The following is a 25,301-nucleotide window of genomic DNA, read 5'->3' as shown; positions in this document are numbered from 1 at the left end:
TGTCGCATGACGGGTGCGCGCGCCGCTCCTATGAGCCGCGCGATGCAGGCATGGAGCGAAGCGCGCGGGCGAAGCGGCACGGCGGGGCGGTGGGGCGGATGGCTTGGCTTCGCGCTGCTGCTCGGCTGGGCGGTTCTGATTCGCGCCCGCGATTTCGGCAATCCGATCATCCACGTCGACGAGCAATATTATCTGCTCGTCGGCGATCGCATGCTGCACGGCGCGCTGCCCTATGTCGACCTGTGGGATCGCAAGCCGGTGGGGCTGTTCGCGATCTTCGCGGCGATCCGGCTGCTGCCCGGCGATGGCATCCTCGCCTATCAACTGGTCGCGACGTTGTTCGCCGCGGCGACCGCGTGGCTGGTCGCGCGCGGCGGCATGAAGCTCGGCGCGACGCCGCTCGGCGGGCTGGCGGCGGCAGCGGCCTATATCCTGTGGCTGTCGCTGCTCAGCGGCCGCGGCGGGCAGTCGCCGGTCTTCTACAATCTGTTCACCGCCGGCGCCGCGGTGCTGACGCTGCGCCTGCCGCAGCTCGCCGCCGCCCAAGCGACGGGCGCGATCGTCGCCAACGGTGCCGCCGCCTGCCTGCTCGCCGGGCTCGCGATCCAGACCAAATATACGCCGGTGGTGGAGGGCGCTTTCTTCGGCCTCGCCCACCTCTGGTATCTGCGCCGCGCGGGCGGATCGATCGGCCTGATCGTCGCCGCCGCGGTGCTGTGGGCGCTGCTCGGGCTGCTGCCGACGGGGATCGTCGTCGGCGATTACTGGCGGCGCGGGCCGGCAGTGTTCGACGCCTTCTGGTTCTCCAACTTCGCCTCGGTCGCGTTGCGCAAGGGCTATCCCGCCGCCAAGATCGCCGCGCGCCTCGCCGGCACCACCGCGCAGCTGCTGCCGTTCATCGCCTGCGCCGTCCTCGCCGCGCGGATGCGGCCCGGATCGGCGGAGCGGCGGATCGTCTGGGGCTGGCTCGCCGCGGCCTTGGTCGCCTTCGCGATGATCGGCGCCTTCTTCGACCATTATGCGCTGCCGCTGATGGTGCCGCTGGCAATGATCGCCGCCCCCGTGCTCGGCCGCTGGCGCGCGGCGCCGTTCGCGGTGATCGGCTATGGCCTGATCCTGTTCGTCGCGCGCGTGATGCTGCCACCGACCGACGCCGCCTCGGCGCGCGCCGTGGCACAGGTGATGGCAGCGAACGACCGCGGCGAATGCCCCTATGTCTTCGCCGGCGACGCCATCCTCTACCATCTCGCCCGGGCATGCATTCCGACGCGCTACGCCTTCCCCTCGACGCTCGCCTACGAGTCCGAACGCGGTGCGTCGGGCGCGGACGAGGTAGCGGAGGTCCGCCGCATCCTTGCCGGCCGGCCGCCGGTGATCGTCACGATGGACGAGCCCATGGCGCCGTGGAACCCGGCGACGCAGGGCCTGATGACGCAGGCGCTCGCCACCCGCTACCGCCGGGTGCTGTCCGTGCCTCGCGAGAATGCGCACCTGCTCGTCTATCTGCGCCGCGACCTGCCGCTGCGGATCGCGCCGTCCGGCGTCGTCTATCCGTGATGATCCGCCTTCTCCTCGCGCTCCTTCTCGCCACCCCCGCTGCCGCCGAGACGATCGGCGAGGACGCCGCGCTCTGCAGGGCGGGCCGCGGCCCCGCGATCCAGGTCGACGTCCAGGGCCTGAAAGACCGGCAGGGCGAGATCTGGCTCGAACTCTATCCGGGGACCGAAGCCGATTTCCTGCGCGACGACACCGATCTGGTGCGCGAGGGCAAAGCCTTCCGCCGCACCCGCGCCCGCGTGCCGGCGAGCGGCGACGTCTCGATCTGCGTCCGTGTCCCGCGCGCCGGCCGCTACGCGCTGCTGCTCCGCCACAACCGTACGGGAAAGGACAAGTTCTCGTTCTGGAGCGACGGCGTCGGCTTCCCCGCCAACCGTCCGCTGGGGCGCAGCAAGCCGCCGTTCGCGCAGGCGATCGTCGACGCCGGGGCGGGGATCACCGTCGTGCCGATCCGCATGCAATATCTGCGCGGGCTGGGCGGGTTCGCCCCGCGCTGAACGCCATCCGTTGCAACACGCCGCACCATTGGCCCCTCCGCCGGACACATCACGGTGATCTGACCCCGCCATCCCGGTCGCGACATTCGACCGGGAGGGCAACATGACGGACCACCACGACCCCAATCCGCACGGCCACGGCCTCGCCCAAGACCTGCCGCTGATCGCGGCGCTGGTCGCGCGCCGCCGCGCGCTCAAATGGTTCGCCGGCGCAGGCACCGCCGCGCTCGTCACCGGCTGCGGCGGCAGCGGCACGGACAGCGGCAGCGTCGCGGTCGTCGCCGGCACCGCCACGCCCACCCCCACGCCGACCGCGACGGCAACGCCCACCCCCACCGCGACGGCGACGGCGACGGCGAGCGGCTGCATCGTCGATCCGACCGAGACCAACGGCCCCTACCCCGCCGACGGCACCAACACGTCGTCGGGGTCGACCAGCAACGCGCTGACCGCCAGCGGCATCGTGCGCAGCGACATCCGTTCAAGCTTCCTCGGCACCACCACCGTCGCGACCGGGGTCAAGCTGACGCTGACGCTGACCGTGGTGAACGTCAACGCGACCTGCGCGCCGCTCGCCGGCTATGCGGTCTATATCTGGTGCTGCGACCGGTCGGGCAATTATTCGCTCTATACCGTCGCCGCCGAAAGCTATCTGCGCGGCATCCAGGTCACCGATGCCAATGGGCAGGTGACCTTCACGATGATCGTGCCCGGCTGCTATTCGGGCCGCTGGCCGCACATCCATTTCGAGGTGTTCTCCACCCTCGCGACCGCGACGAGCGGCCGCTACGCCGCGTTGGTGTCGCAGCTCGCGCTGCCAGCGGCGGCGTGCAACACCGTCTACGCCGACACCGCGACCTATCCGGCGAGCGCGACCAATTTCGCGCGCATCACATTGGCGAGCGACAACGTCTTCGGCGACAACAGCGCGGCGCAGATCGCGCAGCAGACGCCGGTGCTGACAGGCAGCGTGGCGAACGGCTATACCGGCAGCGCGGTCATCGGCCTGGCGCGGTAAAGCCATTGGCGGCGTCGTGCGGCTCGCGCTAAGGCGTGCCCATGACGCCGCTGACGCTCTACAACAGCCTGACCCGCAGCCTCGAGCTGTTCCAGCCCGCCGACCCCGCGAACGTCCGTATCTATTCGTGCGGGCCGACGGTGTACCACTATGCGCATATCGGCAACCTGCGTGCCTACCTCTTCACGGACACGCTCGGCCGGGTGCTGACGTGGAAGGGTCATGGCCTGACCCATGTCATCAACATCACCGACGTCGGCCACCTGACCAGCGACGCCGACGCCGGCGACGACAAGATGGAGGCCGCGGCCAAGGCCAGCGGCCGCGACATCTGGGCGGTCGCCGCGCATTATACGCAGGCGTTCAAGGCGAACCTGAAAGACCTCAACGTCCGCGATCCCGCGCGTTTTCCCCTGGCCACCGATCACGTCCCCGGCATGATCGCGTTCGGCGAGGCGATCGCCGACAAGCATTGCTACCGCCTGCCCGACGGCCTCTATTTCGACACCTCGACCGTCCCCGACTATGGCCGCCTCGCCGGCACGCGCGACGAAGGTCCGACGGAGGGCCGCATCGACACCGTCGCGGGCAAGCGCCACGCCGCCGACTTCGCGATCTGGCGCACCAGCGCACCGGGCGAGAACCGCCAGATGGAATGGGACAGCCCGTGGGGCCGCGGCGCCCCCGGCTGGCACCTCGAATGTTCGGTGATGAGCCGCCAGTATCTGGGGGACCATTTCGACATCCACACCGGCGGCATCGACCATCGCGAGATCCACCACCCCAACGAGATCGCACAGAACCAGGCGATCGGCGGCACCGCCGACACCGGCGCGAGCCTATGGATGCACAACAACTTCCTCGTCGACCGGACGGGCAAGATGTCGAAATCGTCGGGCGAGACGCTGACGCTGCCGACGCTCGTCGCACGCGGTTTCCACCCGCTCGCCTATCGCCTTATGTGCCTGCAGGCGCATTACCGCAGCGAACTGGAATTCAGCTGGGACAATCTCGTGGCGGCGCAGACCCGGCTGAAACGGCTCGTCCAGACGGTGGCCGCGCTGCGTGTCCGCGGCGATGCCAAGGGCGCGGCATCGGCCTCGCCGTATGCCGAACGGCTCGACGCCGCGCTGTCGGACGATCTCAATACGCCGAAAGCGCTGCCGATCCTCGACGAGCTGCTCGCCGACAAGAAGGTCGGCCCCGCCGACCGCCTCGCCGCGCTTGCCGATTTCGATGCGGTACTCGGGCTGAACCTGCTTGACCTGTCGCGCGAGGACCTGCGCGTCCGTCCTGCCGATGCCCGGATCGACGAAGCCGGTATTGCCGCCCGCCTCGCCGACCGCCGCGAGGCGCGCGCGGCGAAGGACTTTCCCCGCTCCGACACGATCCGCGACGAACTCGCCGCGCTTGGTGTCGAGGTCATGGACGGCGATCCGCTGGGCTGGGACTGGAAGGTGACCGTATGAAGGCCGTCCTGCCCGCCATCGCCCGCGGTCTGCTCGAACCGCAGTTGCCCGCCGACATCGAGCCAGCGTGGTTCACCTCGCCCGATGAAGCGAAGGCGATGATCGCCGACGCGGAGATCGCCTGGGTCGACATGCAGCCGACCCGCCTGACCGAAGCGGCGATCCGCGCGTCGGGCCCGAAGCTGCGCTGGGTATCGACGATCTACGCCGGCCTCGACGCCTTCCCGCTCGACCTGCTGCGAGAGCGGAACGTCACGCTGACCAACGGTGCCGGCATCAACGCGGTCGCGGTCGCCGAATATGCCATCCTTGGCATCCTCGCCGCCGCCAAGCGTTTCGATCGGGTCGTCCGCGCCGCCGACCGCCACGACTGGCTGGCCGATGCGCCCGGCAAGATCGAACTCGACGGCACCAAGGCATTGGTCGTCGGCTATGGCACGATCGGCCGCCTGATCGGCGAGCGGCTGTCGGCGTTCGGCATGGACGTCACCGGCGTCACCCGCTCGGGCCGCGACGGGACGCTCACGCCCGATGCCTGGCGCGCAAGGCTAGGCGATTACGACTGGGTCGTCCTCGCCGCCCCCTCTACCGACGCGACCAAGACGCTGATCGGGGCGGACGAACTTGCGAGCATGAAGCGCTCCGCCTGGCTCATCAACATCGCCCGCGGCGACATGGTCGATCAGGACGCGCTACTCGCCGGCTTGCGCGACGGGACGATCGCCGGCGCGGTCCTCGACCCCACCGATCCCGAACCGCTCCCCTCCGATCACCCCCTGTGGACCGCGCCCAATTGCATGGTCACGATGCATCTGTCCGGCCGCAGCCAGACGACGATGTTCCAGCGCGGCGCCGCGCTGTTCCTGGACAATCTGCGCGCCTTCCTTGCCGGCGAACCGATGCGCAACGTCGCCGACCTCGACGCGGGGTATTGAGGGCTCCCGTCCCTATCCCATTCCGTCATTGCGAGCGATCGGCAAGCCAGCCGCTTACTCCAGCGGCCGCCCCGCCTCCGCCACGATCGGCGGCACGTACGGCCGCCCCGCCCCTGCCGGTATCCGCGCGATCTCCGCCTCCAGCGCCTTCGCCCGTGCCGCGGACGAGGGATGCGTCCGGCTGCGGAACAGCCCGCCGTCGACGTCGCCGCCATGCTCGCGCCAGAAGCGCACCGCGCTCTGCGGATCGTAGCCGGCGTTGCGCAGCAGGTGCAGCCCCAGCAGATCCGCCTGATCCTCGGTCAGCCGGAACAGCCGTCCGTTGCGTCCGACCTCCGACAACAGCCCGCGCTTGACCCCCGCCGCCTCCAGCCGTGCGGCATGGTGCAGGATGTTGTGCGCCAGCTCGTGCGCCACGACGACCGCGACCTCGTCGTCGCTGTAGCGTTCGAAGAAGCGCACCCCGATCTGCACGATCCGCCCGTCCGCCGAGGCGTCCATTCCCGGTCCCAGCAGCACCTCGAACGCGCTGCGGCACCCCGGCGACGCCGCGATGCTCACCATCCGCGTCCGCCCGTCGCGCAACAGTCCGACCTGCAACGGCCGATCCGCGGGCAGCCCGGCGATCCGCTCGACCGCCGCATCGCGCGCCGCGCTGCTCGTCGTCTTGCCCGCGGGCGGCTCACCCACCGGCTGGCCATCGACCGACACGATCGAATCGTCCGGCCGCACCAGCGCCGTTGCGGCGGGCGAGCCCGGCACCACCGCCTCGACCGCGATCGGCGCCTCGAACCCGAAGCTGCGCCGCGCCTGCTCGCGCAACGCCGGGTCATACTGGCCGATGGCATGGATCGCCCAGCCGGGGGTCGGCGCGCGATCCCGGCACAGCGACACGTTGGCGGTGGTCAGGCGATAGGCGATCCCCGCCATCCGCCCGTCGACATCGCGCAACGCGGCGAAGGTCGCGGCGACATCCTCGCCCGCGGTGGCCGGCATGGCGACGAGCATCAGCGACACGCACGCCGCGGCGCGCAGGAACAGGGCTTTCATGACGCCGACCCTAGAACAGCCCACCCGCCGACGAAACCACGTTCGCCGCCACCGCCACCCCGGCCATCCCGCCCCCAAGCCTTCCTTCATTGCGCGAAAACCGTTTTGGGCGCATGTCGCGCCACGTTTAGACCCGAAGGACGATAATATCATGGCCGCGAACTGGGCCCCCGACAGCTGGACCCGCGCCGAAGCCCGCCAGCTTCCCGACTATCCCGACGCCGCCGCGCTGACCCGCGCGACCGACACGCTGGCGACCTTTCCGCCGCTGGTCTTCGCCGGCGAAGCGCGCAACCTGACCGCCGAACTGGCCAAGGTCGCCGAGGGCAAGGCGTTCCTGCTGCAAGGCGGCGACTGCGCCGAATCCTTCGCGGAGCACAGCGCCAACAACATCCGCGACACGTTCCGGGTGATCCTGCAGATGGCCGTCGTCCTCACCTTCGCCTCGAAGCTTCCGGTCGTGAAGCTCGGCCGGATGGCGGGCCAGTTCGCCAAGCCGCGCTCCGCCCCCAACGAGACGATCGATGGTGTCGAGCTGCCGAGCTATCGCGGCGACAATATCAACGACATCGCCTTCACCCCCGAAAGCCGCATCCCCGATCCGCAGCGGATGATCCGTGCCTATTCGCAAGGCGCGGCGACGCTCAACCTGCTGCGCGCCTTCGCGCAAGGCGGGTATGCCAACCTCCATCAGGTTCATCGCTGGACACACGACTTCATGGGCCGCAGCCCGTGGACGAAGAAATATGCCGAGACCGCCGACCGCATCGGCGAGGCGCTCGAGTTCATGGCCGCCTGCGGCATAGATCCCGAAACCGTGCCGCAGCTGGCGCAGACGCATTTCTACACCAGTCACGAAGCCTTGCTGCTCCCCTTCGAACAGGCGCTGACCCGGCAGGATTCGCTGACCGGCGACTGGTACGACACGTCCGCGCATTTCCTGTGGATCGGCGACCGCACCCGTTTCGAGGGCTCGGCGCACGTCGAATTCCTGCGCGGCATCGGCAATCCGATCGGCGTGAAGTGCGGCCCCAGCCTGGACCCCGACGCGCTGCTGCGCATGCTCGACACGCTCAATCCCGGCCGCGTGCCGGGGCGGATGACGCTCATCACCCGCTACGGCTACGACAAGATCGAGGCCGCGCTGCCCAAGCTGGTCCGTGCGGTGACGCGCGAGGGCCATCCGGTGGTGTGGAGCTGCGACCCGATGCACGGCAACACGGTGAAGGCGGTGACCGGCTACAAGACGCGCCCCTTCGACCGCATCCTCGCCGAGGTGCGCGGCTTCTTCGCCGTCCACCGCGCCGAGGGCACGCACGCCGGCGGCATCCATGCCGAGATGACGGGGCAGAACGTCACCGAATGCACCGGCGGCGCGATCGACGTCACCGAACAGAGCCTCGCCGACCGCTACCACACGCATTGTGACCCGCGCCTCAACGCCGGGCAGAGCCTGGAGCTAGCCTTCCTGCTCGCCGAGATGCTCAACGAAGAGATGGCGGAACGCCGCAAGGCCGCTGCCTGATCGCCAATTTCGGGGAGCGCCAAGAAGTCGCTTGACGCTCCCCCCGCCCCCGCCTAGACGCGCCCCTCGACCGCGCACGGCCCCTTCGTCTAGCGGTTAGGACGTCGCCCTCTCACGGCGAAAACACGAGTTCGATTCTCGTAGGGGTCACCAGCGTTGCGATGGCATCGTGGAACGCCGCAGGCGCGTCGCAATCACTGACATATCGATAGTACGCAGCGAATTGGGCCACTTAGTCCGTCGAGCGGATCGGCCGGATGACGGGGCTGGCGGCTTCGGCGATGCTGTCGGGCGGCACGTCGTCGCGCAGCCAGACATTGCCGGTGATCCGCGAGCGTGCGCCGACCGTCAGCGGGCCGAGCAGGACCGCGCCTGCGAAGATCACGACATCGTCCTCGATCCGCGGATGGCGACGGGCATCCGGCCTGACCGCCCGATCAGTCCCGGCCGCCACCGCAGGCTCCCCGCCCAGCGTCACGCCTTGGTAGAGCCGGACACGATCGCCGAGGATCGCGGTTTCGCCGATGACGATTCCGGTGCCGTGGTCGATGAAGAAATCGCGGCCGATCCGGGCGCCGGGGTGGATATCGATTCCCGTCTCGGCATGCGCGACCTCTGCGATGACGCGGGCGACCAGCGGCGCGCCCAATGCGTGCAGCGCGTGCGCCAGCCGGTGATGGATGATCGCCGCGAGCGAGGGATAGGACAGCAGCACCTCGTCGACGCTGCGCGCCGCGGGATCGTTGGCATAGCCCGCCTCGACATCGCCATCGAGCTGGCGGCGGATACCGGGCAGGCCGGCGGCGAACGCGCCGATGATCCGTTCGGCCTCCAGCCCCTCGTCGTGGCTGGCGATGCCGGGATGGGTGATCCGGAGCTCGAGGCCGATCTGCGCCGCCAGCTGGGACAGCGTCGATTCGAGCGTCGCCGCCACCCACGCATTTTCGTTGCCCGCGGTCAGTTCGGGCGGCCCGAGGCGCAGCGGGAAGAGCGCCGCGCCCAATTCGCGCAGGATGCGTTCCAGCGCGCGGCGCGACGGAAACGCGATGCCACGCTCGGCGTGGCGGGCATGGCTCCGGCGCCAGTCGAGCCGCGCGCGCTCCAGCCCGTCGAGCACGCCGTCCAGGCCGCCGTGGATGTCGATCGGCTGCTGCATCACGCTTCCCTTTTCGAGTGTTCCGACGACACGGAAATATCCACTGACGGACTGGGAATGAACCAACTTCCGCTATCAGCGCGCCAAGCGGGCGTCGTAGCGTCGCGCGAGCGGGCGATCGGCACTGGCATCCTTCGCGCGGTCGTGCGTTGATGCGCCATGGACGAGCAGACAGAGATCGCGGACCTCCGGCAGCGGCTGGCAGCGGCGGAAGCCGCGTTGAGCGCCAGCGATGCGCGGCTCGCCGCGATGTTCGACAGCGTGCCTGTCGGGGTGGCGATGCTCGACATGGACGGGCGGATCGTCGCGTCCAATGCAGAATATCACCGCTTCTGCCCGACCGGCGTCATGCCGTCGCGCGATGCGAAGCGCACGTGGCGGTGGCGCGGCTGGGACCGCGACCAGCGCCCGCTCGACCCCAGCGAGTTCCCGGGCGCCCGCGCGCAGCGGGGAGAGAGCGTCGTGCCGGGGCAGGAGATGCTGTTCACCGACGATAGCGGCGCGGAGATCTGGGTCCGGGTCGCGACCACCCCGATCCGCGATGCCGAAGGGCGCGTCGCCGGACAGGCGAGCGTCATCAGCGACATCGATATGCTGAAGCGTAGTGCCGAGACGCTGCACGAAAGCCAGCAGCGACAGGCGTTCCTGCTGCGGCTGAGCGACGCGATCACCGCGCTCGACGATCCGGTCGCGATCCAGCAGCGGGCGGTCGATCTGGTCGCGGAGGCGCTCGGCGTCGATCGCTGCGCGTACGGCGAGATCGTCGTCACCGCCGGCGTCGAACAGATCGTCGTCGATGCCGATCACCGCCCGGTCGAGGCCACCGGCCTGTCCGGCGTACATCCCGTCGAGCGGATCGGTGCCGATCTGGCGCAGTTGCGCGCCGGGCGGATCGTCGCGGCAGATGACGCAAGGGAGCTTTCCGCCGGCAGTCGCCTGGTCGTGCCCGTGATGAAACGTGGACGATTGACCGCTGCGCTCGCCGTCTGGGACGCCGGTTCACGCGAATGGACGCCCGGCGATATCGCGTTGCTGCGCGAAAGCGCCGAACGGCTGCGCGCCGCGGTCGATCATGCCCGCACCGAAGCCCATCTGCGCCGCAGCGACGTCCGCTTCCGCGAGGCGCAGGCGCGCGCGCAACTGCTGGTCGAGGGGATCGCTGTCGCCACATGGGAAACGCCGCCCGACGGCAGCGTCGCGTCCGACAGCCCGAGCTGGCGCGCCTATACCGGGCAAACCTATGAGGAATGGCTGGGGTTCGGCTGGACCGATGCGATCCATCCCGATGATCGCGCCGCCTCGCTGGCGAAATGGCAGACGGCGCGCGACCGGGGCGATGCGGTCGACATCGAATATCGCCTGCGCGCAAAAAACGGCGACTATCGCTGGATGAACGCCCGCGCGATCGCGCTGCTCGACGATGCCGGCGAGATCCAGAAGTGGCTGGGCATGAACATCGACATCGACATGCGCAAACGGCTGGAGCAGCGCGTGCTCGACGACGAGCGGCGGATGCGCGCGTTGGTCGAGGGTGTGCCGCAATTGCTGTGGCGCGCGATCCTGCCCGGCGAATGGAGCTGGGCGAGCCCGCAATGGACTGCCTTCACCGGACAGGCGGAGCGCGACAGCCACGGCGGCGGCTGGATCGCCTGCCTGCATCCCGACGACCGCGAGGCGGTGCGCCGCGCCTGGGCGCTGGCCCCGGCGAGCGGCGGCATCGCGGTCGATCACCGCCTGCGCCGCGCCGACGGGGCCTATCGCTGGTTCGGCACCCGCGCGGTGCCGGTGCGCGACGATCAAGGCAGGATCGTCGAATGGCTGGGGACGTCCAACGACATCGACGCGCTGCGCCAGGCGCAGAACCGGCAGGACGTGCTGGTATCCGAATTGCAGCACCGCACCCGCAACCTGATCGCGGTGGTCCGTTCGCTGTGCGACAAGACGCTCGACGGCAGCACCTCGCTGGCGACGTTCGAACGGCGGTTCAACGACCGGTTGTCCGCGCTCGCCCGCGTGCAGGGGCTGTTGTCGCACGCCAGCGCCGGCCAGCGCGTGACCTTCGCCGAGCTGCTGCGATCCGAGCTGCTCGCGGTCGGCGCGATCGATCGCGACGAGGCGGCGACGAAGCTGACGTTCGACGGGCCCGCCGACGTGCCGCTGCGGTCGGGATCGATCCAGATCCTGGCGCTGGCGCTGCACGAACTGGCCACCAATGCGGTGAAATACGGCGCGTTGAAGAGCGATACCGGCCGGCTGGCGGTGTCGTGGCGGATGGTGTCGGACGACGACAACCTCCGCTGGCTGGATGTCGACTGGCGCGAAAGCGGCGTCGATCTGTCCGACGCGGGGCCGCACGCCAGCGGCTATGGCCGCCAGCTGATCGAACGCGCCCTGCCCTATCAATTGGGCGCACGCACCCGTTATGCCTTCGCAGCGGACGGCGTGCACTGTACGATCGCGGTGCCCGTGGTATCGGACCATTCGGGCAAGGAAAACATATGACGGATGAAGCACTTCTTCGGAACCGCCGGGTTCTGGTCGTCGAGGACGAATATATGCTGGCCGATGCGTTGCAGCGGAACCTGCAGCGGGCGGGCGCCGTCGTGCTGGGGCCGGTGCCGTCGGTCGACCAGGCGCTGGCGCTGATCGACCGCGAGGGCGCGATCGACGGCGCGGTGCTCGACATCCATCTGGGCGAACAGCGGGTCTATCCCGTCGTCGACCGGCTGCTGGCGCAAGGCACGCCGTGCATCTTCACCACCGGCAACGATCGCGCCGACGTGCCGCTCGGCTATGCGCACTTGACGCGCTACGAAAAGCCGGTCGATCCGTCGTGCGTCGTCCGGACGCTGGCGGGGCTTGCGGGGCCGCACGGCGCGACCGGCGCCACGGGCATGCGGCAGGCCGCATTCGCGGACATGCGCGACCAGCTGGTGCAGCATATCCGGACGTCGTCCGAATGGGGCCAGACGCTGCTCGCGGCCAAATTGTGCGAGGCGCTCGACGCGCTGGACGCGGTCGTCGACGCGCGATGCTGAAGAGGTCGGGGGACCAGCTGGGCCAGGCCGCGCGCGCGATCCTCGCGAACCGGCAGCTGCGTCAGACGATCCTGCCCGCCGAGCTGTTCGGCGAATGGCCGTGGGGGGCGCTGCTGACGCTGTTCGTCGCGGATGCGGAGGGGCGGCGGCTGACCGGTCATATGATCGCCGAACAGCTCGCCTGTCCGAAGCCGGTGATGGCGCGCTGGATCCAGCATCTATCGACGACCGGGCTGGTGGTGGGCGACGGCACGGGCGACCTGAACGACCTGCTGACGCTGTCGCCGCGCGCGATCTCCGCGCTGGAAACGTATCTCGCCGCCACCGTCGAGACGGCGGAAATGGTGTTGCGCCAGCAGACGCTGTAGTCCGCGGCGCTGCGATGACCGGATAAGGACCCCGGATGGACCTCGACGATCAGATGCGCCGCTATTTCGGGACCGCCGATCTGTCGGCGGTCCCGGCGGGCGCGCTCGCCGGGGGCATCGAGCATATGCGCGTCGATCTGGGGCTGGAGCGCGATTCGGCGCGGCGCTTCGCGCTTTGGACGTTGCTGTACATGCTCGATGCGGCGCCGGCGCTGGATGCGGTGTTCGATTCCCCCGCCGATCGCGATGCGGCGCGCGACCTGATGGAATGGTCCGAGCGGCTGGGCACCGACGACGCGCCGCCCGAGCCCGATCAGCCGCGGTAGAGCGCGACGCCCAGCGCGAGCATGCCGGCCACCGCGACCATGAGCATCGCGAGCATGACCAGGATCGCCCGGCGTACCAAAGGTCGGTTGTCCATTCCTTCGCCTAGCCGCCGTGCGTAATCGTGGCCATCCCCCATCGGGTCCGGCGTGCGGGAAATGCGATTTGCGCTTGTCGTGCGGCGCATGAACGCCCACACGGGGGACTGGTCACTACGGAGACCAGCGCCCCGTCCTACGGACAGCACCAAAGGCGGGGCGCTCATCCGTCGCTGTCGATCCGGCGATGTGAACAAGCCCCCACGCCGCTCGTTCGGTCACGGTGGACATTTCCTCTGCATCATCGCCCCCGACGTCGCGCAGCTGGCGACCGCGACGGCTGATCGCGACGCGTGCGGCGCGGGCGTTCGATCACGGTCGTGCGATCATCGCCCGTGCCGAGGCGCTCGGTATCGAGGTCGTGGCGCTGCCGGGCGACCGGCTCACCCTCGCGCTGCCCGACGATCCGCGCCGCGCCTATGCCGAGGCGAAGGCGACGCTGGCGCTGGTCGTCGCGCCGCCGTCGAAGCGGCGGCTGCAACCGATCGCGCCGAGCGCCGACTGGCGCGTCGATCTGGCCGAGGGCTGTCCGGCGCATTGCAGCTATTGCTATCTGGCGGGGTCGCTGAAGGGGCCGCCGATCACGCGCGTCTATGCCAATCTCGACGAGATCCTGGGCAGCCTTCCTGCCTATCTGGGCCGGGGCACGATCACTTCGCGCACGGCCGCCCGCGCGCATGAGGGCACGACGTTCGAGGCCTCCTGTTACACCGATCCGCTGGCGCTGGAGCCGTTGACGGGATCGCTGTCGGCGGCGATCGCCTGGTTCGGCCAGTGGGAGGCGGAGGCGCAGCTGCGCTTCACCACCAAGTTCGCCGATGTGGATCCGCTGCTCGGCATCGCGCATCGCGGCCGCACGCGGATGCGCGCGTCGATCAATCCGCGCGCCTTCGCGCGGTTCGAAGGCGGGACGGCGCCCGTCGCCGAGCGACTGGAGGCGCTGCGGCGGATGGCGGAAGCGGGATATCCGATCGGCCTGACGATCGCCCCGATCATCGCCGCGGACGGGTGGGAAGACGCCTATGGCGGGCTGGTCGACGACGTCGCCGCGGTGCTGGCCGGGGTGGCGGGGCTCGACCTGACGATCGAGCTCATCACCCACCGGTTCAATACGGGGTCCAAGGCGGTACTCGACAGCTGGTATCCGGGGTCGGCGCTCGACATGACCGCGCAGAACCGCGTCACCAAGCGGACCAAGTTCGGCAGCGAGAAGCAGGTCTACGACGCCGCGACGATGCGGATGCTGCGCGGGTTCTTCGAACGCCGCATCGCCGACACGCTGCCGTTCGCGCGGGTGTTGTACTGGACGTAGTGGGGGGGGCGTCCCGCCGCCAACACCTTCTTCTCTTACCGTCACCCCAGCGAAAGCTGGGGTCTCCCGGTGGAACGAACCGTCATTCCCTAATGGCGAAAGACCCCAGCTTTCGCTGGGGTGACGAATGCGGGAGGGATAAAGCGTCGTCCCCACACCGCGTCCTCCCCTACCCAACCGGCGCACGCACCAGCTTCGCATCGCCGATATGCCAGCGCAATTGTCCCGGCGTCGCGCCATCGACGCCGTTCACGCGGCGCACGACATACGTCCCCGTGAAACGCTGGTGCGTACCGTCGTCGAGTGTCGATTCGACCGTGACCGGCACCGGTTGGTAGATCGATCCGGCGGCGCCGTCGCCGGGTTGCAGGCGGCCGATCGTCACGCGCGTCGACCTGGTATGCGCGAAGCCCGCCTCGAACGCGGCGAAGCTCTGTCCCGGCCGGCCGTCGTCGCCCCATTGCTGCCACGCGGTCGCATAGTCGTGCGCGCCGATCGCCGCATAATAGCGCCGCACGACGTCCGCCGCCGCCTCCATGCTCTTGGGATCGGGCCCGCAGCCCTGCATCGGCGCGCCCTGTCCGTCGAACAGCGCGCAGCTGCGCGCGATCTCGTCGTCGATCATCGCGCAGCTGTTGGCGACGTTGCACGGCGGATGCGTCGCCGGCGAAACGTCGCGGCAGATCGCCGCGCGGCGGGCGGCGGCGGCCGCGCCGATCTGCGCGGCGCAGGACACCGGCCGATCGGACTGCGCTGCCGCGACGGTGCGCGGCGTCGGAACGGGCGCCGGTGCGGTTGTCGCCGTGATGCCCGCGCGCGGCGGCGTGACGTTGACCGGCGCCTCTTCCGCAGCATCGGAAGACGCGCCACAGGCCACCAGCGTCAGCAACAGGGGTAAGGGAAGCCAAAATCGGATCGGTTTCATCTGCGCCTCAAGCCGCCTTCAGGGAAATGCCATAACGCACGACCCGCCGATCGCGCGCCGCAGCACTTTCGCGTTTCGCGACGAACCGCGCACGATCGGTCGTACCCGATCGCCGCAGGCATGCGTTGGTCGTCGCATCGTTGGGGTGCACTAACGAAGGATCACCGCATGGCCGTAAAGTTCGCAGGCACGATGAACGCCATCAATCGAGGGCTCGACGGCACCAAGCCCGCCAAGGGCGTGACGATGATCGAGGATTGGGAGGCCGCGCTCGCCGATCTCGACGTACCGGGGTCGAAGGGCATCCTGCGTGACCTCACGTCGCTGCGCAAACAGCTGGAAAAGGACGAAGCCGACGCCGATCGCGTCCACGCCCTGCTCCACCGGCTGGGCGCCGCGACGACGCGGATCGCCGAAAAGGCCGATAGCGGGCAAGACAAGCTGCGCGCGCTCGGCGAGGCGCTGACCGAGGCGGGCGAGGAAGACCGCGACGAGGAAGAGGACACCGCCGCCGCCGCCGCCCCGAACCGCGCGCGCAAGAAGGCCTGACCGGTCGGGCGGCATCGCCTTCGGGTGGTGCCGCCGATCGATCCGGTTTCTGACGAAAAGTGGTGCCCCTGGCCGGACTCGAACCAGCATGCCTTGCGGCGTTCGATTTTGAGTCGAATGCGTCTACCAATTTCGCCACAGGGGCAGCGAAGCGTCGCCCGGTAGCGGGTGGCGGACGTCATCGCAAGCGCATAGCGGCATGGCGCGCGAATAATGCCGGCTTTGATTGACACAGGTGAAGGACCGATCCGGATGGCCCTGTACCGTCCGACGACATTGCAGATGGGGCGGGCATGGTGGTCGAACACAAGGAATTGCGCGATCTGCTGTCGAATGCGTTGGCCGAAGCCGATGCGCTGGGCGAGCACGTGATCGCGGCGCTGCTCATCGATTGCATCGAGCTGATGAACCAGCGCCAGCCCGCCTCGGAATGACCGCCGCGCCTGGCGATCAGGCGGTCGGCGCGCGCCGGCGATAACTGAGCGCCTCCGCGACGTGGACGCGGCCCACCGCGTCGTGGCCGGCGAGATCGGCGATGGTGCGCGCGACGCGCAATACGCGGGTATAGCCGCGCGCCGACATGCGCATCGCCTCGGCCGCCTGCGCCAACAGGCGGCGGCCGGCGTCGTCGGGGGTCGCGACCGTATCCAGCAGCGCGCCATCGGCCTCGGCATTGGTCCGCGCGGGTCCGCCGGCATAGCGTGCCGTCTGGATGGCGCGCGCCGCGGCCACGCGCGCGGCGACCTCCGCCGATCCTTCGGTGGGCGGCGGCAGCACAAGGTCCGCGGCGCTGACCGCAGCGACCTCGACGTGCAGGTCGATGCGATCGAGCAGCGGCCCAGACACCTTCGCCTGATAATCGGCGGCGCAGCGCGGCGCGCGGGCGCAGGCGAGGCTGGCGTCGCCGAGATGGCCGCAGCGGCACGGGTTCATCGCCGCGATCAGCTGGACGCGCGCCGGGAAGGTGACGTGGGCGTTGGCGCGGGCGACGCTGACCACGCCCGCCTCCAACGGCTGGCGCAGCGAATCGAGCACGGCGCGCTGGAACTCGGGCAGCTCGTCGAGGAACAGCACGCCGAGATGCGCGAGGCTGACCTCGCCCGGCTTCACCTTCAGCCCGCCGCCCGTCAACGCCGCCATCGACGCGCTGTGATGCGGGCTGCGGAACGGGCGGGCGCGGGTGAGGCGACCGCCGGCGAGCGTGCCGGCGACGGACTGGACCATCGACACCTCCAGCGCTTCGGCGGCGTCGAGTGGCGGCAGGATACCGGGGAGGCAGGATGCCATCAGCGACTTGCCCGCACCCGGAGGGCCAACCATCAACAGATTGTGACCACCGGCGGCGGCGATCTCCAGCGCGCGCTTGGCGACCTCCTGCCCCTTCACCTGGGCGAGGTCAGGGCCGTGGCCGGCGGGTTCGACCTCACCCGGCTGCGGCTGGGCGAGCAGGCCATGGCCCTTGAAATGGTTGATGAGCGCGAGCAGGTCGGGTGCGGCGAGCACCTCGATCGAGCCGGCCCAGGCGGCTTCCGAGCCTTGCGCGGCGGGGCAGACGAGGCCCCTGCCCTCCGCGCCCGCGTGCAACGCCGCGAGCAGCACGCCCGGCGACGGCGCGATGCGACCGTCGAGGCCGAGTTCGCCGACGACGACGTAATCGGCCAGCCCCTCGACGTCGATCACCCCCATCGCGCCCAGCAACGCGAGCGCGATCGGCAGGTCGAAGTGCGAGCCTTCCTTGGGCAGGTCTGCGGGCGACAGGTTGACGACGATCCGCTTGGGCGGGAGCGCGAGGCCCATCGCCGAGATCGCGGCGCGGACGCGCTCGCGGCTTTCGGCGACCGCCTTGTCGCCCAGGCCGACGACGTGGAAGGCGGGCAGGCCGGGGATGAGCTGCACCTGCACCTCGACGCCGCGCGCCTCCAGCCCCAGATACGCCACCGTCTGCACGATCGCCGCCATGCCCGTCCCCCCGTCAGCCCGCGTTCATAGCCGCTTTCGCAAGCGCGGGAACCGATCAACCAAGATTTTCCAAGGTGTCTTGTGCAAGCAATGCACCATCGCCAATTGAGGCCGTATGACCGATCGCCATCCCGTCAGCCGCGCGTTGCAGCTTGCGCTCGGCATCCTGCTGATCGTGGCGGCGGGGATCGTCGGGCCGTTGCCGGGGCCGGGCGGCATCTTCCTGTTCGCCGGCGGGCTGGTGCTGGTATTGCGCAATTCCCGCTGGGCGCAGGTGCGGTTCGCCCGCGCGAAGCGGCGCTGGCCGCGCATCGGCGGGCTGGTCGATCGGGCGATGCGGCGGCGGAGCGCCCTTCGTCGCCACGCGCGCGACAAACTGCGCCCGCGTTGACTTCCGCGGTTCGCCCCGGTAAGCGCGACGCCATCAAGGCCGTCCCGCGTGGCGGCCGTTTTCTATTTCGACGTATTCGAGGAATGAATCATGAAGCGGACCTTTCAGCCGAGCAACCTGGTGCGTGCCCGCCGCCACGGCTTCCGCTCGCGAATGGCGACCGTCGGTGGCCGTGCGGTGATCCGCGCCCGCCGCGCGCGCGGCCGCAAGAAGCTGTCGGCGTAACCGTGACGCCGGACGTCGGTGCTGCCGACGTCCATGCTTCCGTCGGCGATGCCGCGATACGGACGCTGACGCAGCGCCGCGATTTCCTCGCGGCCAATGCCGGGCGGCGTGCGCCGATGCCGGGATTCGTCCTGCTGGTGCACGACCGCAAGGACGGCGATCCCGCGATCCGCGTCGGCTTCACCGTCACCAAGAAGATCGGCAACGCCGTCGTCCGCAACCGCATGAAACGGCGGCTGCGGGCGTTGGCGCGCGAGCTGTTGCCCGCCGGCGGCATCCGCGGCGCCGACCATGTGCTGATCGGTCGCGACGGCGGGATCGAGCGCGACCATGCGCTGCTCAAGGCGGAATTCGCCAAGGCGCTCGGCAAGATCGCCCGTGGCGAGGATTCCCCGGCGCGACCGCGCGGGCCGCGCAAGCCGCGCCGATGATCGCGCGGCTGCTGATCCTGATCGCGCGCGGCTGGCAGATGGGGCCATCGGCGATCCTGCCGCCGACCTGCCGCTACCAGCCGTCGTGTTCGGCCTATGCAATCACCGCACTTCGCCGCTATGGCGCGGCCAAAGGGGGCTGGCTGGCGGCGAAGCGGATTGCGCGCTGCCATCCTTGGGGCGGGTACGGACCCGATCCCGTCCCATGAGACGCCGCCCGACCGGCAAAAGGGGCTGAGACCTTGAACAAAGACCGTCAGAATTTCGTCCTGTTCGCGGTGATCGCGGCGGTGATCCTGTTCGCCTGGCCGCTGATCCAGGGCAAGTTCTTCCCCGTCGCCAACCCGCCGGTGACGAAGATCGTCAACGGCAAGTCGGTGCCGGTGACCACCAAGACCGCCGATCCGACCGCGGACGCGCCCGCCGCGACGCGCAGCCGCCAGGCGGTGCTCGGCGAAAGCCCGCGCGTGCGCATCCAGACCCCGACCCTGCAGGGCTCGATCAACCTCAAGGGCGCGCGCATCGACGACCTCGTGCTGGTCAGGTACAAGGAAACGATCGCCAAGGATTCGCCGCCGATCCGGCTGCTGTCGCCCGCCGGCGCACCCGAAGCCTATTTCGCCGGCTTCGGCTGGCGCGACGACGGGCTGAAACCGCCCGCTGCCGACGCGGTGTGGACCGCCTCGTCGCAGCTGCTGGCCCCCGGTCGCCCGGTGACGCTGACCGCCGCCAACGCTACGGGTCAGCGCTTCGCGATCGAGCTGTCGGTCGACGACCAATACATGTTCACCGTTCGCCAAACGGTTCAGAACGCCGGCGCCGCACCGGTGCCGGTCGCGCCCTATGGTTACGTCAACCGCGTCGGCGTGTCGAAGGACCCCGGCACGTGGCAGATCCACACCGGCCCGATGGCGGTCCATGGCGGCGGCGCCGATTACGGCACCAAGTTCAAGGACCTCGACAAGGCGCCCGAGAAGTTCACCACGACCGGCGGCTGGCTCGGCTTCACCGACAAATACTGGTTGACCGCGCTCGTCCCCGATCAGGCGGCACAGTTCGACGGCCAGTTCCGCGCCGGCGCCAACACCGCCTATCAGGCGGACTATGCCTTCGCACCCAAGCTGCTGCCCGCCGGCCGCGCGCTGACCCAGACCAGCCGCTTCTTCGCGGGCGCCAAGGAAGTGAAGGCGCTCCAGCATTACGAGAACGACGCCGGCGTCACCAAGCTCGACAAGGCGATCGACTGGGGCTGGTTCGAGATCGTCGAAAAGCCGATCTTCACCTATCTCGACTGGCTGTTCCGCATGGTCGGCAATTTCGGTCTCGCGATCATCCTGCTGACGCTGACCATCCGCGGCCTGATGTTCCCGATCGCGCAGCGCCAGTTCGCCAGCATGGCGAAGATGCGTGGCATCCAGCCGAAGATGAAGGCGATCCAGGAGCGCTACAAGGACGACAAGCCGCGCATGCAGCAGGAGGTGATGGCGCTCTACAAGACGGAGAAGGTCAATCCCGTCGCCGGCTGCCTGCCGACGCTGCTGCAGATCCCGATCTTCTACGCGCTGTACAAGGTGCTGATGCTGACGATCGAGATGCGGCACCAGCCGTTCGTCGCGTGGATCAAGGATCTGTCCGCGCCCGATCCGCTGACCCCGCTCAACCTGTTCGGCTTCCTGCACTTCACCCCGCCGCACATGATCGCGATCGGCGTCGTGCCGATCATCCTCGGCATCTCGATGTACTTCCAGTTCAAGCTCAACCCGGCGCCGATGGACGACACGCAGAAGCAGGTGTTCGCGATCATCCCCTGGGTGCTGATGTTCGTGATGGCGAGCTATCCGGTCGGGCTGCAGGTCTACTGGATCGCGTCGAACTTCCTCGCGATCCTGCAGCAGCGCGTGCTCTACGCGCGCCACCCCGACCTCAAGATCGCGGCCGCCAAGTGAGCGAGGACATCGCCATTCCCGAGGACGATGGCTTCTCGGCTGAGCTGATCGAGCACGCGCGCAAGACCTTCGCGGGTCCGGTCAGCTTCCTCAAATCGGCGCCCGCGCTCGAACATCTGCCCGCACCCGTCGTGCCCGAGGTGGCGTTCGCCGGCCGCTCCAATGTCGGCAAATCGTCGCTGCTCAACGCGCTGACCGGCCGAAACGGCCTCGCCCGCACCTCGAACACGCCGGGCCGCACGCAGGAGCTCAACTTCTTCGACGTCGGCGCGCCGCTGGCGTTCCGGCTGGTCGACATGCCGGGCTATGGTTTCGCCAAGGCCCCCAAGGACGTCGTCAAAAAGTGGCGGTTCCTGGTCAACGACTTCCTGCGCGGGCGGGATACGTTGAAGCGCGCGCTGGTGCTGATCGATTCGCGGCACGGCATCAAGGACGTCGACCGCGACATTCTCGAAATGCTCGACAAGGCGGCGGTCAGCTATCGCCTCGTCCTCACCAAGGCGGACAAGGTCAAAGCGACCGAACTCGCCGACGTGATGGACAGCGTCGCCGCGGAAGCGCGCAAGCGGCCGGCGGCCCACCCTGATATCCTCGCGACGTCGAGCGAAGGCGGCATGGGCATCGCCGAACTGCGTGCGGCGGTGCTCGAGGCGGTGGGCTGATCCAGACCCAGCCACCGCTCGTGCCGAGCCTGTCGAAGCAGGGGAACTCTCAATGCGTCTCGACAAGCTCACGGCGAACGGGAGATGCGCTAGACTAAACGTCTAGGCGGGATCGACATTCAGCGGCGTAGAGACATTCCGCCCCCTTTGGCGGGCAGGGCTATTGCATATGAGTGATTGGCCGGCGGCTCCCCAATTCCTTCGTCACCCCGGACTTGTTCCAGGGTCCACGGTTCGGCGAACTTGTCGTTTCGAAGCTTGCGGCACGGTGGACCCCGGAACAAGTCCGGGGTGACGAACTATTCCAGGCTGCCGGTTGTCACGCGGCCATATGCGATAGCCCTGTCGTGGGGGGAGGACGTATCGTCGTTCACCCGTCTGAATGTCGATCGATCCTAGTCTTCGGGATGCTCCGCGCGAACGTCGCCCTCGCCGGCGACCCCGGCGCTACCGATCGAACGGTCGATCAGGCCCGACCGGCTCATCCACCAGAACAGCAGCACGCCGGGCAACGCCGCCGCGGTCGTGCCCCAGTAGAAGGCGACATAGCCGAAGCTGTCGACCAGCTTGCCCGTGGTCGTCGCGGTCAGCACGCGCCCGACGATGCTCGCCGCCGCCGAGATCAGCGCATATTGCGCGGCGGTGAAGCGCAGGTCGCACAGTGCGGAGAAATAGGCGACCACCGTCACGCCGCCGATGCCGCTCGCCAGATTCTCGAACGCCATCGCGCCCGCCAGGCCGATGTTGCTGTGCCCCGCCCCGGCGAGCAGCGCGAACCCGGCGTTGGACACCATCATCAGCACCAGGCTGAGCATCACCGATCGCTTGAGACCCATCCGCGCATACAGCACGCCCCCCAATGCGATGCCGATCCAGAACGCCCAGAAACCGATCATCACGTCGTACAACGCGATCTCGTCGTTGCTGAAATGCAGGTCGTCGAGCAGCAGCCGCAGCGCCTGCTGCCCCAGCGTATCGCCGATCTTGTGCAGCAGGATGAACGCCAGGATCACGAACGCGCCGTGCCGGCGGAAGAATTCGAGGAAGGGGTTGGCGATCGAAGCCACGATCTCGGCCGCGCCATGGCGCTTGATCGGTTCGCGCCGGCGATGCGGTTCGCCGCGGACCAGCGCGACGATCATCGCCGGCAGGGCGAAGACGACGCAGGCGAGATAGGCGACATGCCAGTTCGACCGCGCCGCGATCACCAGCGCCAGCGCTCCGGCGAGCACCGATCCGATCCGCCAGCCATATTGCGTCATCCCCGAACCGACGCCCATCTGGTTGGGCTCCAGCGTCTCGATGCGATAGGCGTCGATGACGATATCGTAGGTCGCGCCGGCGAACCCGACCAGGATCGCGGCGATGATCGTCGCCTGCAGATCGGCGGCGGGATCGACGAAGGCGAGGTTGGTCACCGCCGCGATCACCAGCACGCCCGACAGTAGCACCCACGACACGCGCTGCCCCAGCCGGCCGATCAGCGGCAGCGTCACGCCATCGACCATCCACGCCCATAACGGCTTCAGGTTGTAGACGAGGAAGCCCAGCGTGAAGGCGGTGATCGTCGCCTTGTCGAGCCCGTCCTGCTTCAACCGCGTCGTCAGCGTCGCGCCGATCATCGTGAAGGCGAGGCCCGATGAGATGCCCATGAAGAACACCGCGATCGGCCCACGCTCCGCATAGGGCGCGAGCGGCGCCAGTCTCGCGCGCACGGCGGTCGACCGTCGCATCGCGACGATCAGCAGGACGGCGATCGCCGCGACGATCAGGAAATACAGGTTACTGCCGGTCAACATGCGCGGGACACTAGCGCCAATTTCGCGGGCGACCAGCGGCTTTGCGGGGATGGGCTCAGCCGGCGGCGCGCTCGAACAATCGCAATCCGGTCGGCAGGCGCCTGGGCGGCTTGCCCGCCAGCGTCGCGTCGATCGCCTCGATCGCACCGATCAGGTCGCGCTGCTGATACGGCTTGGCGAGGCACCCGGCGGCGAGCGTCACCGCCTCGACCGGGCAATTGCCGGTGACGAACAGCACCGGCACGCCCGCCTCGCCCGCGGCACGCGCGACGTCGAGACCCGATCCGTCGGCAAGGCTGACATCGACCAGCACCAGATCGATCCCCACGCCCGACCGCAGCACGGCGAGCGCATCGGCAACCCGATCCACGGTGGCTACCACGACGTAACTCGCGTCGGTCAGGACATGTTCGGTATCGAACGCGATCAGCGGTTCGTCCTCCACGACGAGCAACCGCTCGATCCGTCGCTTCTTCTTCCCGAACAACATGCGCCCGCTCTGCCCCTCGTCCTGCCGGCGTCCATGGATTGTTACGCTCACGCAAGATAACGCGTATCGACGGCAAGCGACGCAAATAATTTCGCTCTGCCCGCACTTTGCGCGTTATGGGCGGATCATGGCCCAACCTCCCGAAACCCAGACCGGTGCCAACGCCGGCGACCGCATCGCCAAACTGCTCGCCCGTGCCGGCGTCGCCAGCCGCCGCGAGATCGAACGGATGATCGCCGAGGGCCGCGTCGCGGTGGACGGCACGGTGCTCGATACGCCCGCGACGATCCTGAAATCGCTGCGCGGCGTCACCGTCGATGGCCAGCCGGTAGCGCTGCCCGAGCCGACGCGGCTGTTCCTCTACCACAAGCCGACCGGGCTGCTCGTCACCGAGCGCGATCCCAAGGGGCGGCCGACGATCTACGATCGCCTGCCCCACGACCTGCCGCGGCTGGTGCCGGTCGGGCGGCTCGATCTCAATACCGAAGGGCTGCTGCTGCTGACCACCGACGGCGGCTTCAAGCGCCAGCTCGAACTGCCTTCGACCGGCGTCGAGCGCAGCTATCGCGCGCGCGCCTATGGCAACGTCACGCAGCAACAGCTCGAGGAACTGGCCGAGGGCGTCGAGATCGAGGGCATCCGCTACGGATCGATCGACGCCAATATCGAACGGCGCACCGGCGCCAACGTGTGGATCGAGATCACGATCACCGAAGGCAAGAACCGCGAGGTGCGCCGCGTGCTCGAATATCTGGGGCTGCAGGTCAGCCGGCTGATCCGCACGCGCTATGGTCCGTTCGTGCTCGGCGACCTGCCCGCCGGCGGCGTCGGCGAGGTCAAGCAGCATGAGGTCGTCGCCTTCCGCCGCACGCTGAAGGGCGGCGCGCCCGACGAGCCGATCGTGCAGGCGCCGCACGACGGCTTCCGCACCGCACCGACGGTGGACCGCAGCGCGCGTGCCCGCCCCCGCCCGGTCGAAACGCCCAGCAAGGCGCCCCGCGCCGCACCCGCCCCGGGTGCCCGCGCCGCCGCACCAGCGCGCGACGGCTTCCGCAGCGCACCGACCGTCGATCGCGGGGCGCGTGCCCGCACGCATGCCGCCGAGGCGCCACGGACGGAGGACCGCCCGGCGCGGACGCCCGCTCCCGCCGGCGGCCGTCGCGCGCCACGGCGTGGCGATTCCTCGGCAACCACGGATCGTCCTGCCCGCGCGGAGTCCGCAGGTGCGCGTCAGGATGGGCGCAAGACCTTCCAGCCCCGCACCGATCGCGGCGGCGACCGCGAGCCCTCCCGCAGCCGGTTCGGTGACGACCGTCGCCCGGATCGCACCGAGGCGAAGCCCGCCGGTGCCCGCCCGCCGCGTCCCGGTGCCCGTCCGCAGCGCCGCGACGACGCGGTGCCGCGGATGAACGTCCCGACCGGTGGATCGGCGATCAAGCCTTGGGAGAAAGCTGACGATCGCCAGCCGGGTCGCAGCTCCGAAAGATCACGCTCCGGCGACGCCAAGCCCGCCGGCAGCCGCCCGGCGCGGTCCGGCGCCCGGCCGCCCCGCGACGGCGACGCCCCGCGCGGCGGCC

The 25,301-nt window shown here is 69.2% G+C and carries 26 protein-coding genes and 2 tRNA genes; 21 read left to right on the top strand and 7 right to left on the bottom strand.

Going from position 1 to position 25,301, the window contains the following annotated elements; genetic code table 11:
* Positions 1-6 precede the first annotated feature (6 nt).
* The 5 genes from M9979_RS01535 (at position 7) to M9979_RS01515 (ending at position 5,476) form a co-directional block, all read left to right on the top strand.
* Positions 7-1,557, top strand: a complete 1,551-nt coding sequence (locus M9979_RS01535) for a hypothetical protein (protein ID WP_254287577.1) — start codon at positions 7-9, stop codon at positions 1,555-1,557.
* The gene (locus tag M9979_RS01530) at positions 1,557-2,054 is read left to right on the top strand and encodes a DUF2141 domain-containing protein (protein ID WP_254287576.1); all 498 of its coding nucleotides are present in this window, start codon (positions 1,557-1,559) and stop codon (positions 2,052-2,054) included. Before M9979_RS01535 ends, M9979_RS01530 begins: the two co-directional genes overlap by 1 nt.
* Positions 2,055-2,157: 103 nt before the next feature.
* Complete coding sequence (locus tag M9979_RS01525) at positions 2,158-3,072, top strand: intradiol ring-cleavage dioxygenase (RefSeq protein WP_254287575.1); 915 nt, start codon at positions 2,158-2,160, stop codon at positions 3,070-3,072.
* A 41-nt stretch (positions 3,073-3,113) separates the two neighbouring features.
* On the top strand, positions 3,114-4,541 hold the full coding sequence (gene cysS, locus M9979_RS01520) for a cysteine--tRNA ligase (protein WP_254287574.1): 1,428 nt from the start codon (positions 3,114-3,116) through the stop codon (positions 4,539-4,541).
* Positions 4,538-5,476, top strand: a complete 939-nt coding sequence (locus M9979_RS01515) for a D-2-hydroxyacid dehydrogenase (protein WP_254287573.1) — start codon at positions 4,538-4,540, stop codon at positions 5,474-5,476. Before cysS ends, M9979_RS01515 begins: the two co-directional genes overlap by 4 nt.
* Positions 5,477-5,530: 54 nt before the next feature.
* On the opposite strand, the gene M9979_RS01510 is transcribed toward M9979_RS01515, so the two are convergent.
* Positions 5,531-6,526 (bottom strand): M48 family metallopeptidase, encoded by a 996-nt coding sequence (locus tag M9979_RS01510; protein ID WP_254287572.1) that lies wholly within the window; start codon positions 6,524-6,526, stop codon positions 5,531-5,533.
* Positions 6,527-6,677: 151 nt separating this feature from the next.
* On the opposite strand from M9979_RS01510, the gene M9979_RS01505 reads away from it, so the two are divergent.
* Together M9979_RS01505 and M9979_RS01500 are read left to right on the top strand one after the other, a co-directional pair.
* Positions 6,678-8,051, top strand: coding sequence for a class II 3-deoxy-7-phosphoheptulonate synthase (locus tag M9979_RS01505; protein WP_254287571.1), 1,374 nt, complete (start codon positions 6,678-6,680; stop codon positions 8,049-8,051).
* A 78-nt stretch (positions 8,052-8,129) separates the two neighbouring features.
* A tRNA-Glu gene (locus tag M9979_RS01500) sits at positions 8,130-8,204 on the top strand.
* A 79-nt stretch (positions 8,205-8,283) separates the two neighbouring features.
* Here the strand turns inward: M9979_RS01500 and epsC are convergent.
* Positions 8,284-9,207 carry a serine O-acetyltransferase EpsC gene (epsC, locus tag M9979_RS01495; protein WP_254287570.1) on the bottom strand — a complete coding sequence of 308 codons (924 nt, stop codon included), beginning with the start codon at positions 9,205-9,207 and terminating at the stop codon, positions 8,284-8,286.
* Positions 9,208-9,366: 159 nt separating this feature from the next.
* On the opposite strand from epsC, the gene M9979_RS01490 reads away from it, so the two are divergent.
* The 5 genes from M9979_RS01490 (at position 9,367) to M9979_RS01470 (ending at position 14,347) form a co-directional block, all read left to right on the top strand.
* The gene (locus tag M9979_RS01490; RefSeq protein ID WP_254287569.1) at positions 9,367-11,709 is read left to right on the top strand and encodes a PAS domain-containing protein; all 2,343 of its coding nucleotides are present in this window, start codon (positions 9,367-9,369) and stop codon (positions 11,707-11,709) included.
* Entirely contained in the window at positions 11,706-12,245 is a 540-nt protein-coding gene (locus M9979_RS01485) for a response regulator (protein WP_254287568.1), read from the top strand. Before M9979_RS01490 ends, M9979_RS01485 begins: the two co-directional genes overlap by 4 nt.
* The gene (locus M9979_RS01480) at positions 12,239-12,613 is read left to right on the top strand and encodes a hypothetical protein (protein ID WP_254287567.1); all 375 of its coding nucleotides are present in this window, start codon (positions 12,239-12,241) and stop codon (positions 12,611-12,613) included. Before M9979_RS01485 ends, M9979_RS01480 begins: the two co-directional genes overlap by 7 nt.
* Positions 12,614-12,648: 35 nt before the next feature.
* Positions 12,649-12,939, top strand: coding sequence for a hypothetical protein (locus M9979_RS01475; RefSeq protein ID WP_254287566.1), 291 nt, complete (start codon positions 12,649-12,651; stop codon positions 12,937-12,939).
* Between the two features lie 319 nt (positions 12,940-13,258).
* A complete protein-coding gene (locus M9979_RS01470) occupies positions 13,259-14,347 on the top strand; it encodes an SPL family radical SAM protein (RefSeq protein WP_254287565.1) in 1,089 nt (362 codons plus the stop codon).
* Positions 14,348-14,516: 169 nt separating this feature from the next.
* On the opposite strand, the gene M9979_RS01465 is transcribed toward M9979_RS01470, so the two are convergent.
* On the bottom strand, positions 14,517-15,236 hold the full coding sequence (locus tag M9979_RS01465) for a nuclear transport factor 2-like protein (RefSeq protein ID WP_422921414.1): 720 nt from the start codon (positions 15,234-15,236) through the stop codon (positions 14,517-14,519).
* Between the two features lie 204 nt (positions 15,237-15,440).
* Between M9979_RS01465 and M9979_RS01460 the strand changes: the two genes are divergently transcribed.
* Positions 15,441-15,821 carry a hypothetical protein gene (locus tag M9979_RS01460; RefSeq protein WP_254287563.1) on the top strand — a complete coding sequence of 127 codons (381 nt, stop codon included), beginning with the start codon at positions 15,441-15,443 and terminating at the stop codon, positions 15,819-15,821.
* A gap of 60 nt (positions 15,822-15,881) precedes the next feature.
* Here M9979_RS01460 and M9979_RS01455 read toward each other — a convergent pair.
* A tRNA-Leu gene (locus tag M9979_RS01455) sits at positions 15,882-15,966 on the bottom strand.
* Positions 15,967-16,114: 148 nt separating this feature from the next.
* Between M9979_RS01455 and M9979_RS01450 the strand changes: the two genes are divergently transcribed.
* A complete protein-coding gene (locus M9979_RS01450; RefSeq protein ID WP_254287562.1) occupies positions 16,115-16,255 on the top strand; it encodes a hypothetical protein in 141 nt (46 codons plus the stop codon).
* Between the two features lie 16 nt (positions 16,256-16,271).
* Here M9979_RS01450 and M9979_RS01445 read toward each other — a convergent pair whose 3' ends face one another.
* Positions 16,272-17,780: a YifB family Mg chelatase-like AAA ATPase gene (locus tag M9979_RS01445; RefSeq protein WP_254287561.1), complete on the bottom strand. Its 1,509-nt coding sequence runs from the start codon at positions 17,778-17,780 to the stop codon at positions 16,272-16,274.
* Between the two features lie 115 nt (positions 17,781-17,895).
* Here M9979_RS01445 and M9979_RS01440 point away from each other — a divergent pair, with 115 nt between their 5' ends.
* The 6 genes from M9979_RS01440 to yihA all read left to right on the top strand — a co-directional run bounded on the left by M9979_RS01440 (position 17,896) and on the right by yihA (position 21,435).
* Positions 17,896-18,171, top strand: a complete 276-nt coding sequence (locus M9979_RS01440; RefSeq protein WP_254287560.1) for a hypothetical protein — start codon at positions 17,896-17,898, stop codon at positions 18,169-18,171.
* 90 nt (positions 18,172-18,261) lie between these two features.
* Positions 18,262-18,396 carry a 50S ribosomal protein L34 gene (rpmH, locus tag M9979_RS01435; RefSeq protein WP_017978410.1) on the top strand — a complete coding sequence of 45 codons (135 nt, stop codon included), beginning with the start codon at positions 18,262-18,264 and terminating at the stop codon, positions 18,394-18,396.
* A 2-nt stretch (positions 18,397-18,398) separates the two neighbouring features.
* On the top strand, positions 18,399-18,827 hold the full coding sequence (gene rnpA, locus M9979_RS01430) for a ribonuclease P protein component (protein ID WP_422921413.1): 429 nt from the start codon (positions 18,399-18,401) through the stop codon (positions 18,825-18,827).
* Entirely contained in the window at positions 18,824-19,036 is a 213-nt protein-coding gene (gene yidD, locus M9979_RS01425; RefSeq protein WP_254287559.1) for a membrane protein insertion efficiency factor YidD, read from the top strand. Before rnpA ends, yidD begins: the two co-directional genes overlap by 4 nt.
* A 33-nt stretch (positions 19,037-19,069) precedes the next feature.
* On the top strand, positions 19,070-20,773 hold the full coding sequence (gene yidC, locus M9979_RS01420) for a membrane protein insertase YidC (protein ID WP_254287558.1): 1,704 nt from the start codon (positions 19,070-19,072) through the stop codon (positions 20,771-20,773).
* Complete coding sequence (gene yihA, locus M9979_RS01415) at positions 20,770-21,435, top strand: ribosome biogenesis GTP-binding protein YihA/YsxC (RefSeq protein WP_254287557.1); 666 nt, start codon at positions 20,770-20,772, stop codon at positions 21,433-21,435. Before yidC ends, yihA begins: the two co-directional genes overlap by 4 nt.
* Before the next feature lie 395 nt (positions 21,436-21,830).
* Here the strand turns inward: yihA and M9979_RS01410 are convergent, their stop codons facing one another.
* Positions 21,831-23,168, bottom strand: a complete 1,338-nt coding sequence (locus M9979_RS01410) for an AmpG family muropeptide MFS transporter (RefSeq protein WP_254287766.1) — start codon at positions 23,166-23,168, stop codon at positions 21,831-21,833.
* Positions 23,169-23,289: 121 nt separating this feature from the next.
* Positions 23,290-23,724, bottom strand: coding sequence for a response regulator (locus M9979_RS01405; RefSeq protein WP_254287556.1), 435 nt, complete (start codon positions 23,722-23,724; stop codon positions 23,290-23,292).
* Positions 23,725-23,851: 127 nt separating this feature from the next.
* On the opposite strand from M9979_RS01405, the gene M9979_RS01400 reads away from it, so the two are divergent.
* Positions 23,852-25,301 (top strand): pseudouridine synthase (locus tag M9979_RS01400; protein WP_254287555.1); only part of this gene is annotated, 1,450 nt, incomplete at its 3' end.

Source organism: Sphingomonas liriopis (genome assembly GCF_024211255.1).
GTDB classification, from domain to species: domain Bacteria; phylum Pseudomonadota; class Alphaproteobacteria; order Sphingomonadales; family Sphingomonadaceae; genus Sphingomonas; species Sphingomonas liriopis.
The sequence above is the reverse complement of the archived record's forward strand: the minus strand, read 5'-3'. Positions and strand labels throughout refer to the sequence as shown.

Excerpts from the sequence above, each read along its gene's own strand:
- M9979_RS01535 (WP_254287577.1), top strand. The coding sequence starts at position 7 with ATGACGGGTGCGCGCGCCGCTCCTATGAGCCGCGCGATGCAGGCATGG.
- M9979_RS01530 (WP_254287576.1), top strand. The coding sequence starts at position 1,557 with ATGATCCGCCTTCTCCTCGCGCTCCTTCTCGCCACCCCCGCTGCCGCC.
- M9979_RS01525 (WP_254287575.1), top strand. The coding sequence starts at position 2,158 with ATGACGGACCACCACGACCCCAATCCGCACGGCCACGGCCTCGCCCAA.
- cysS (WP_254287574.1), top strand. The coding sequence starts at position 3,114 with ATGACGCCGCTGACGCTCTACAACAGCCTGACCCGCAGCCTCGAGCTG.
- M9979_RS01515 (WP_254287573.1), top strand. The coding sequence starts at position 4,538 with ATGAAGGCCGTCCTGCCCGCCATCGCCCGCGGTCTGCTCGAACCGCAG.
- M9979_RS01510 (WP_254287572.1), bottom strand. The coding sequence starts at position 6,526 with ATGAAAGCCCTGTTCCTGCGCGCCGCGGCGTGCGTGTCGCTGATGCTC.
- M9979_RS01505 (WP_254287571.1), top strand. The coding sequence starts at position 6,678 with ATGGCCGCGAACTGGGCCCCCGACAGCTGGACCCGCGCCGAAGCCCGC.
- epsC (WP_254287570.1), bottom strand. The coding sequence starts at position 9,207 with ATGCAGCAGCCGATCGACATCCACGGCGGCCTGGACGGCGTGCTCGAC.
- M9979_RS01490 (WP_254287569.1), top strand. The coding sequence starts at position 9,367 with ATGGACGAGCAGACAGAGATCGCGGACCTCCGGCAGCGGCTGGCAGCG.
- M9979_RS01485 (WP_254287568.1), top strand. The coding sequence starts at position 11,706 with ATGACGGATGAAGCACTTCTTCGGAACCGCCGGGTTCTGGTCGTCGAG.
- M9979_RS01480 (WP_254287567.1), top strand. The coding sequence starts at position 12,239 with ATGCTGAAGAGGTCGGGGGACCAGCTGGGCCAGGCCGCGCGCGCGATC.
- M9979_RS01475 (WP_254287566.1), top strand. The coding sequence starts at position 12,649 with ATGGACCTCGACGATCAGATGCGCCGCTATTTCGGGACCGCCGATCTG.
- M9979_RS01460 (WP_254287563.1), top strand. The coding sequence starts at position 15,441 with ATGGCCGTAAAGTTCGCAGGCACGATGAACGCCATCAATCGAGGGCTC.
- M9979_RS01450 (WP_254287562.1), top strand. The coding sequence starts at position 16,115 with ATGGTGGTCGAACACAAGGAATTGCGCGATCTGCTGTCGAATGCGTTG.
- M9979_RS01445 (WP_254287561.1), bottom strand. The coding sequence starts at position 17,780 with ATGGCGGCGATCGTGCAGACGGTGGCGTATCTGGGGCTGGAGGCGCGC.
- M9979_RS01440 (WP_254287560.1), top strand. The coding sequence starts at position 17,896 with ATGACCGATCGCCATCCCGTCAGCCGCGCGTTGCAGCTTGCGCTCGGC.
- rpmH (WP_017978410.1), top strand. The coding sequence starts at position 18,262 with ATGAAGCGGACCTTTCAGCCGAGCAACCTGGTGCGTGCCCGCCGCCAC.
- yidD (WP_254287559.1), top strand. The coding sequence starts at position 18,824 with ATGATCGCGCGGCTGCTGATCCTGATCGCGCGCGGCTGGCAGATGGGG.
- M9979_RS01410 (WP_254287766.1), bottom strand. The coding sequence starts at position 23,168 with ATGCGACGGTCGACCGCCGTGCGCGCGAGACTGGCGCCGCTCGCGCCC.
- M9979_RS01405 (WP_254287556.1), bottom strand. The coding sequence starts at position 23,724 with ATGTTGTTCGGGAAGAAGAAGCGACGGATCGAGCGGTTGCTCGTCGTG.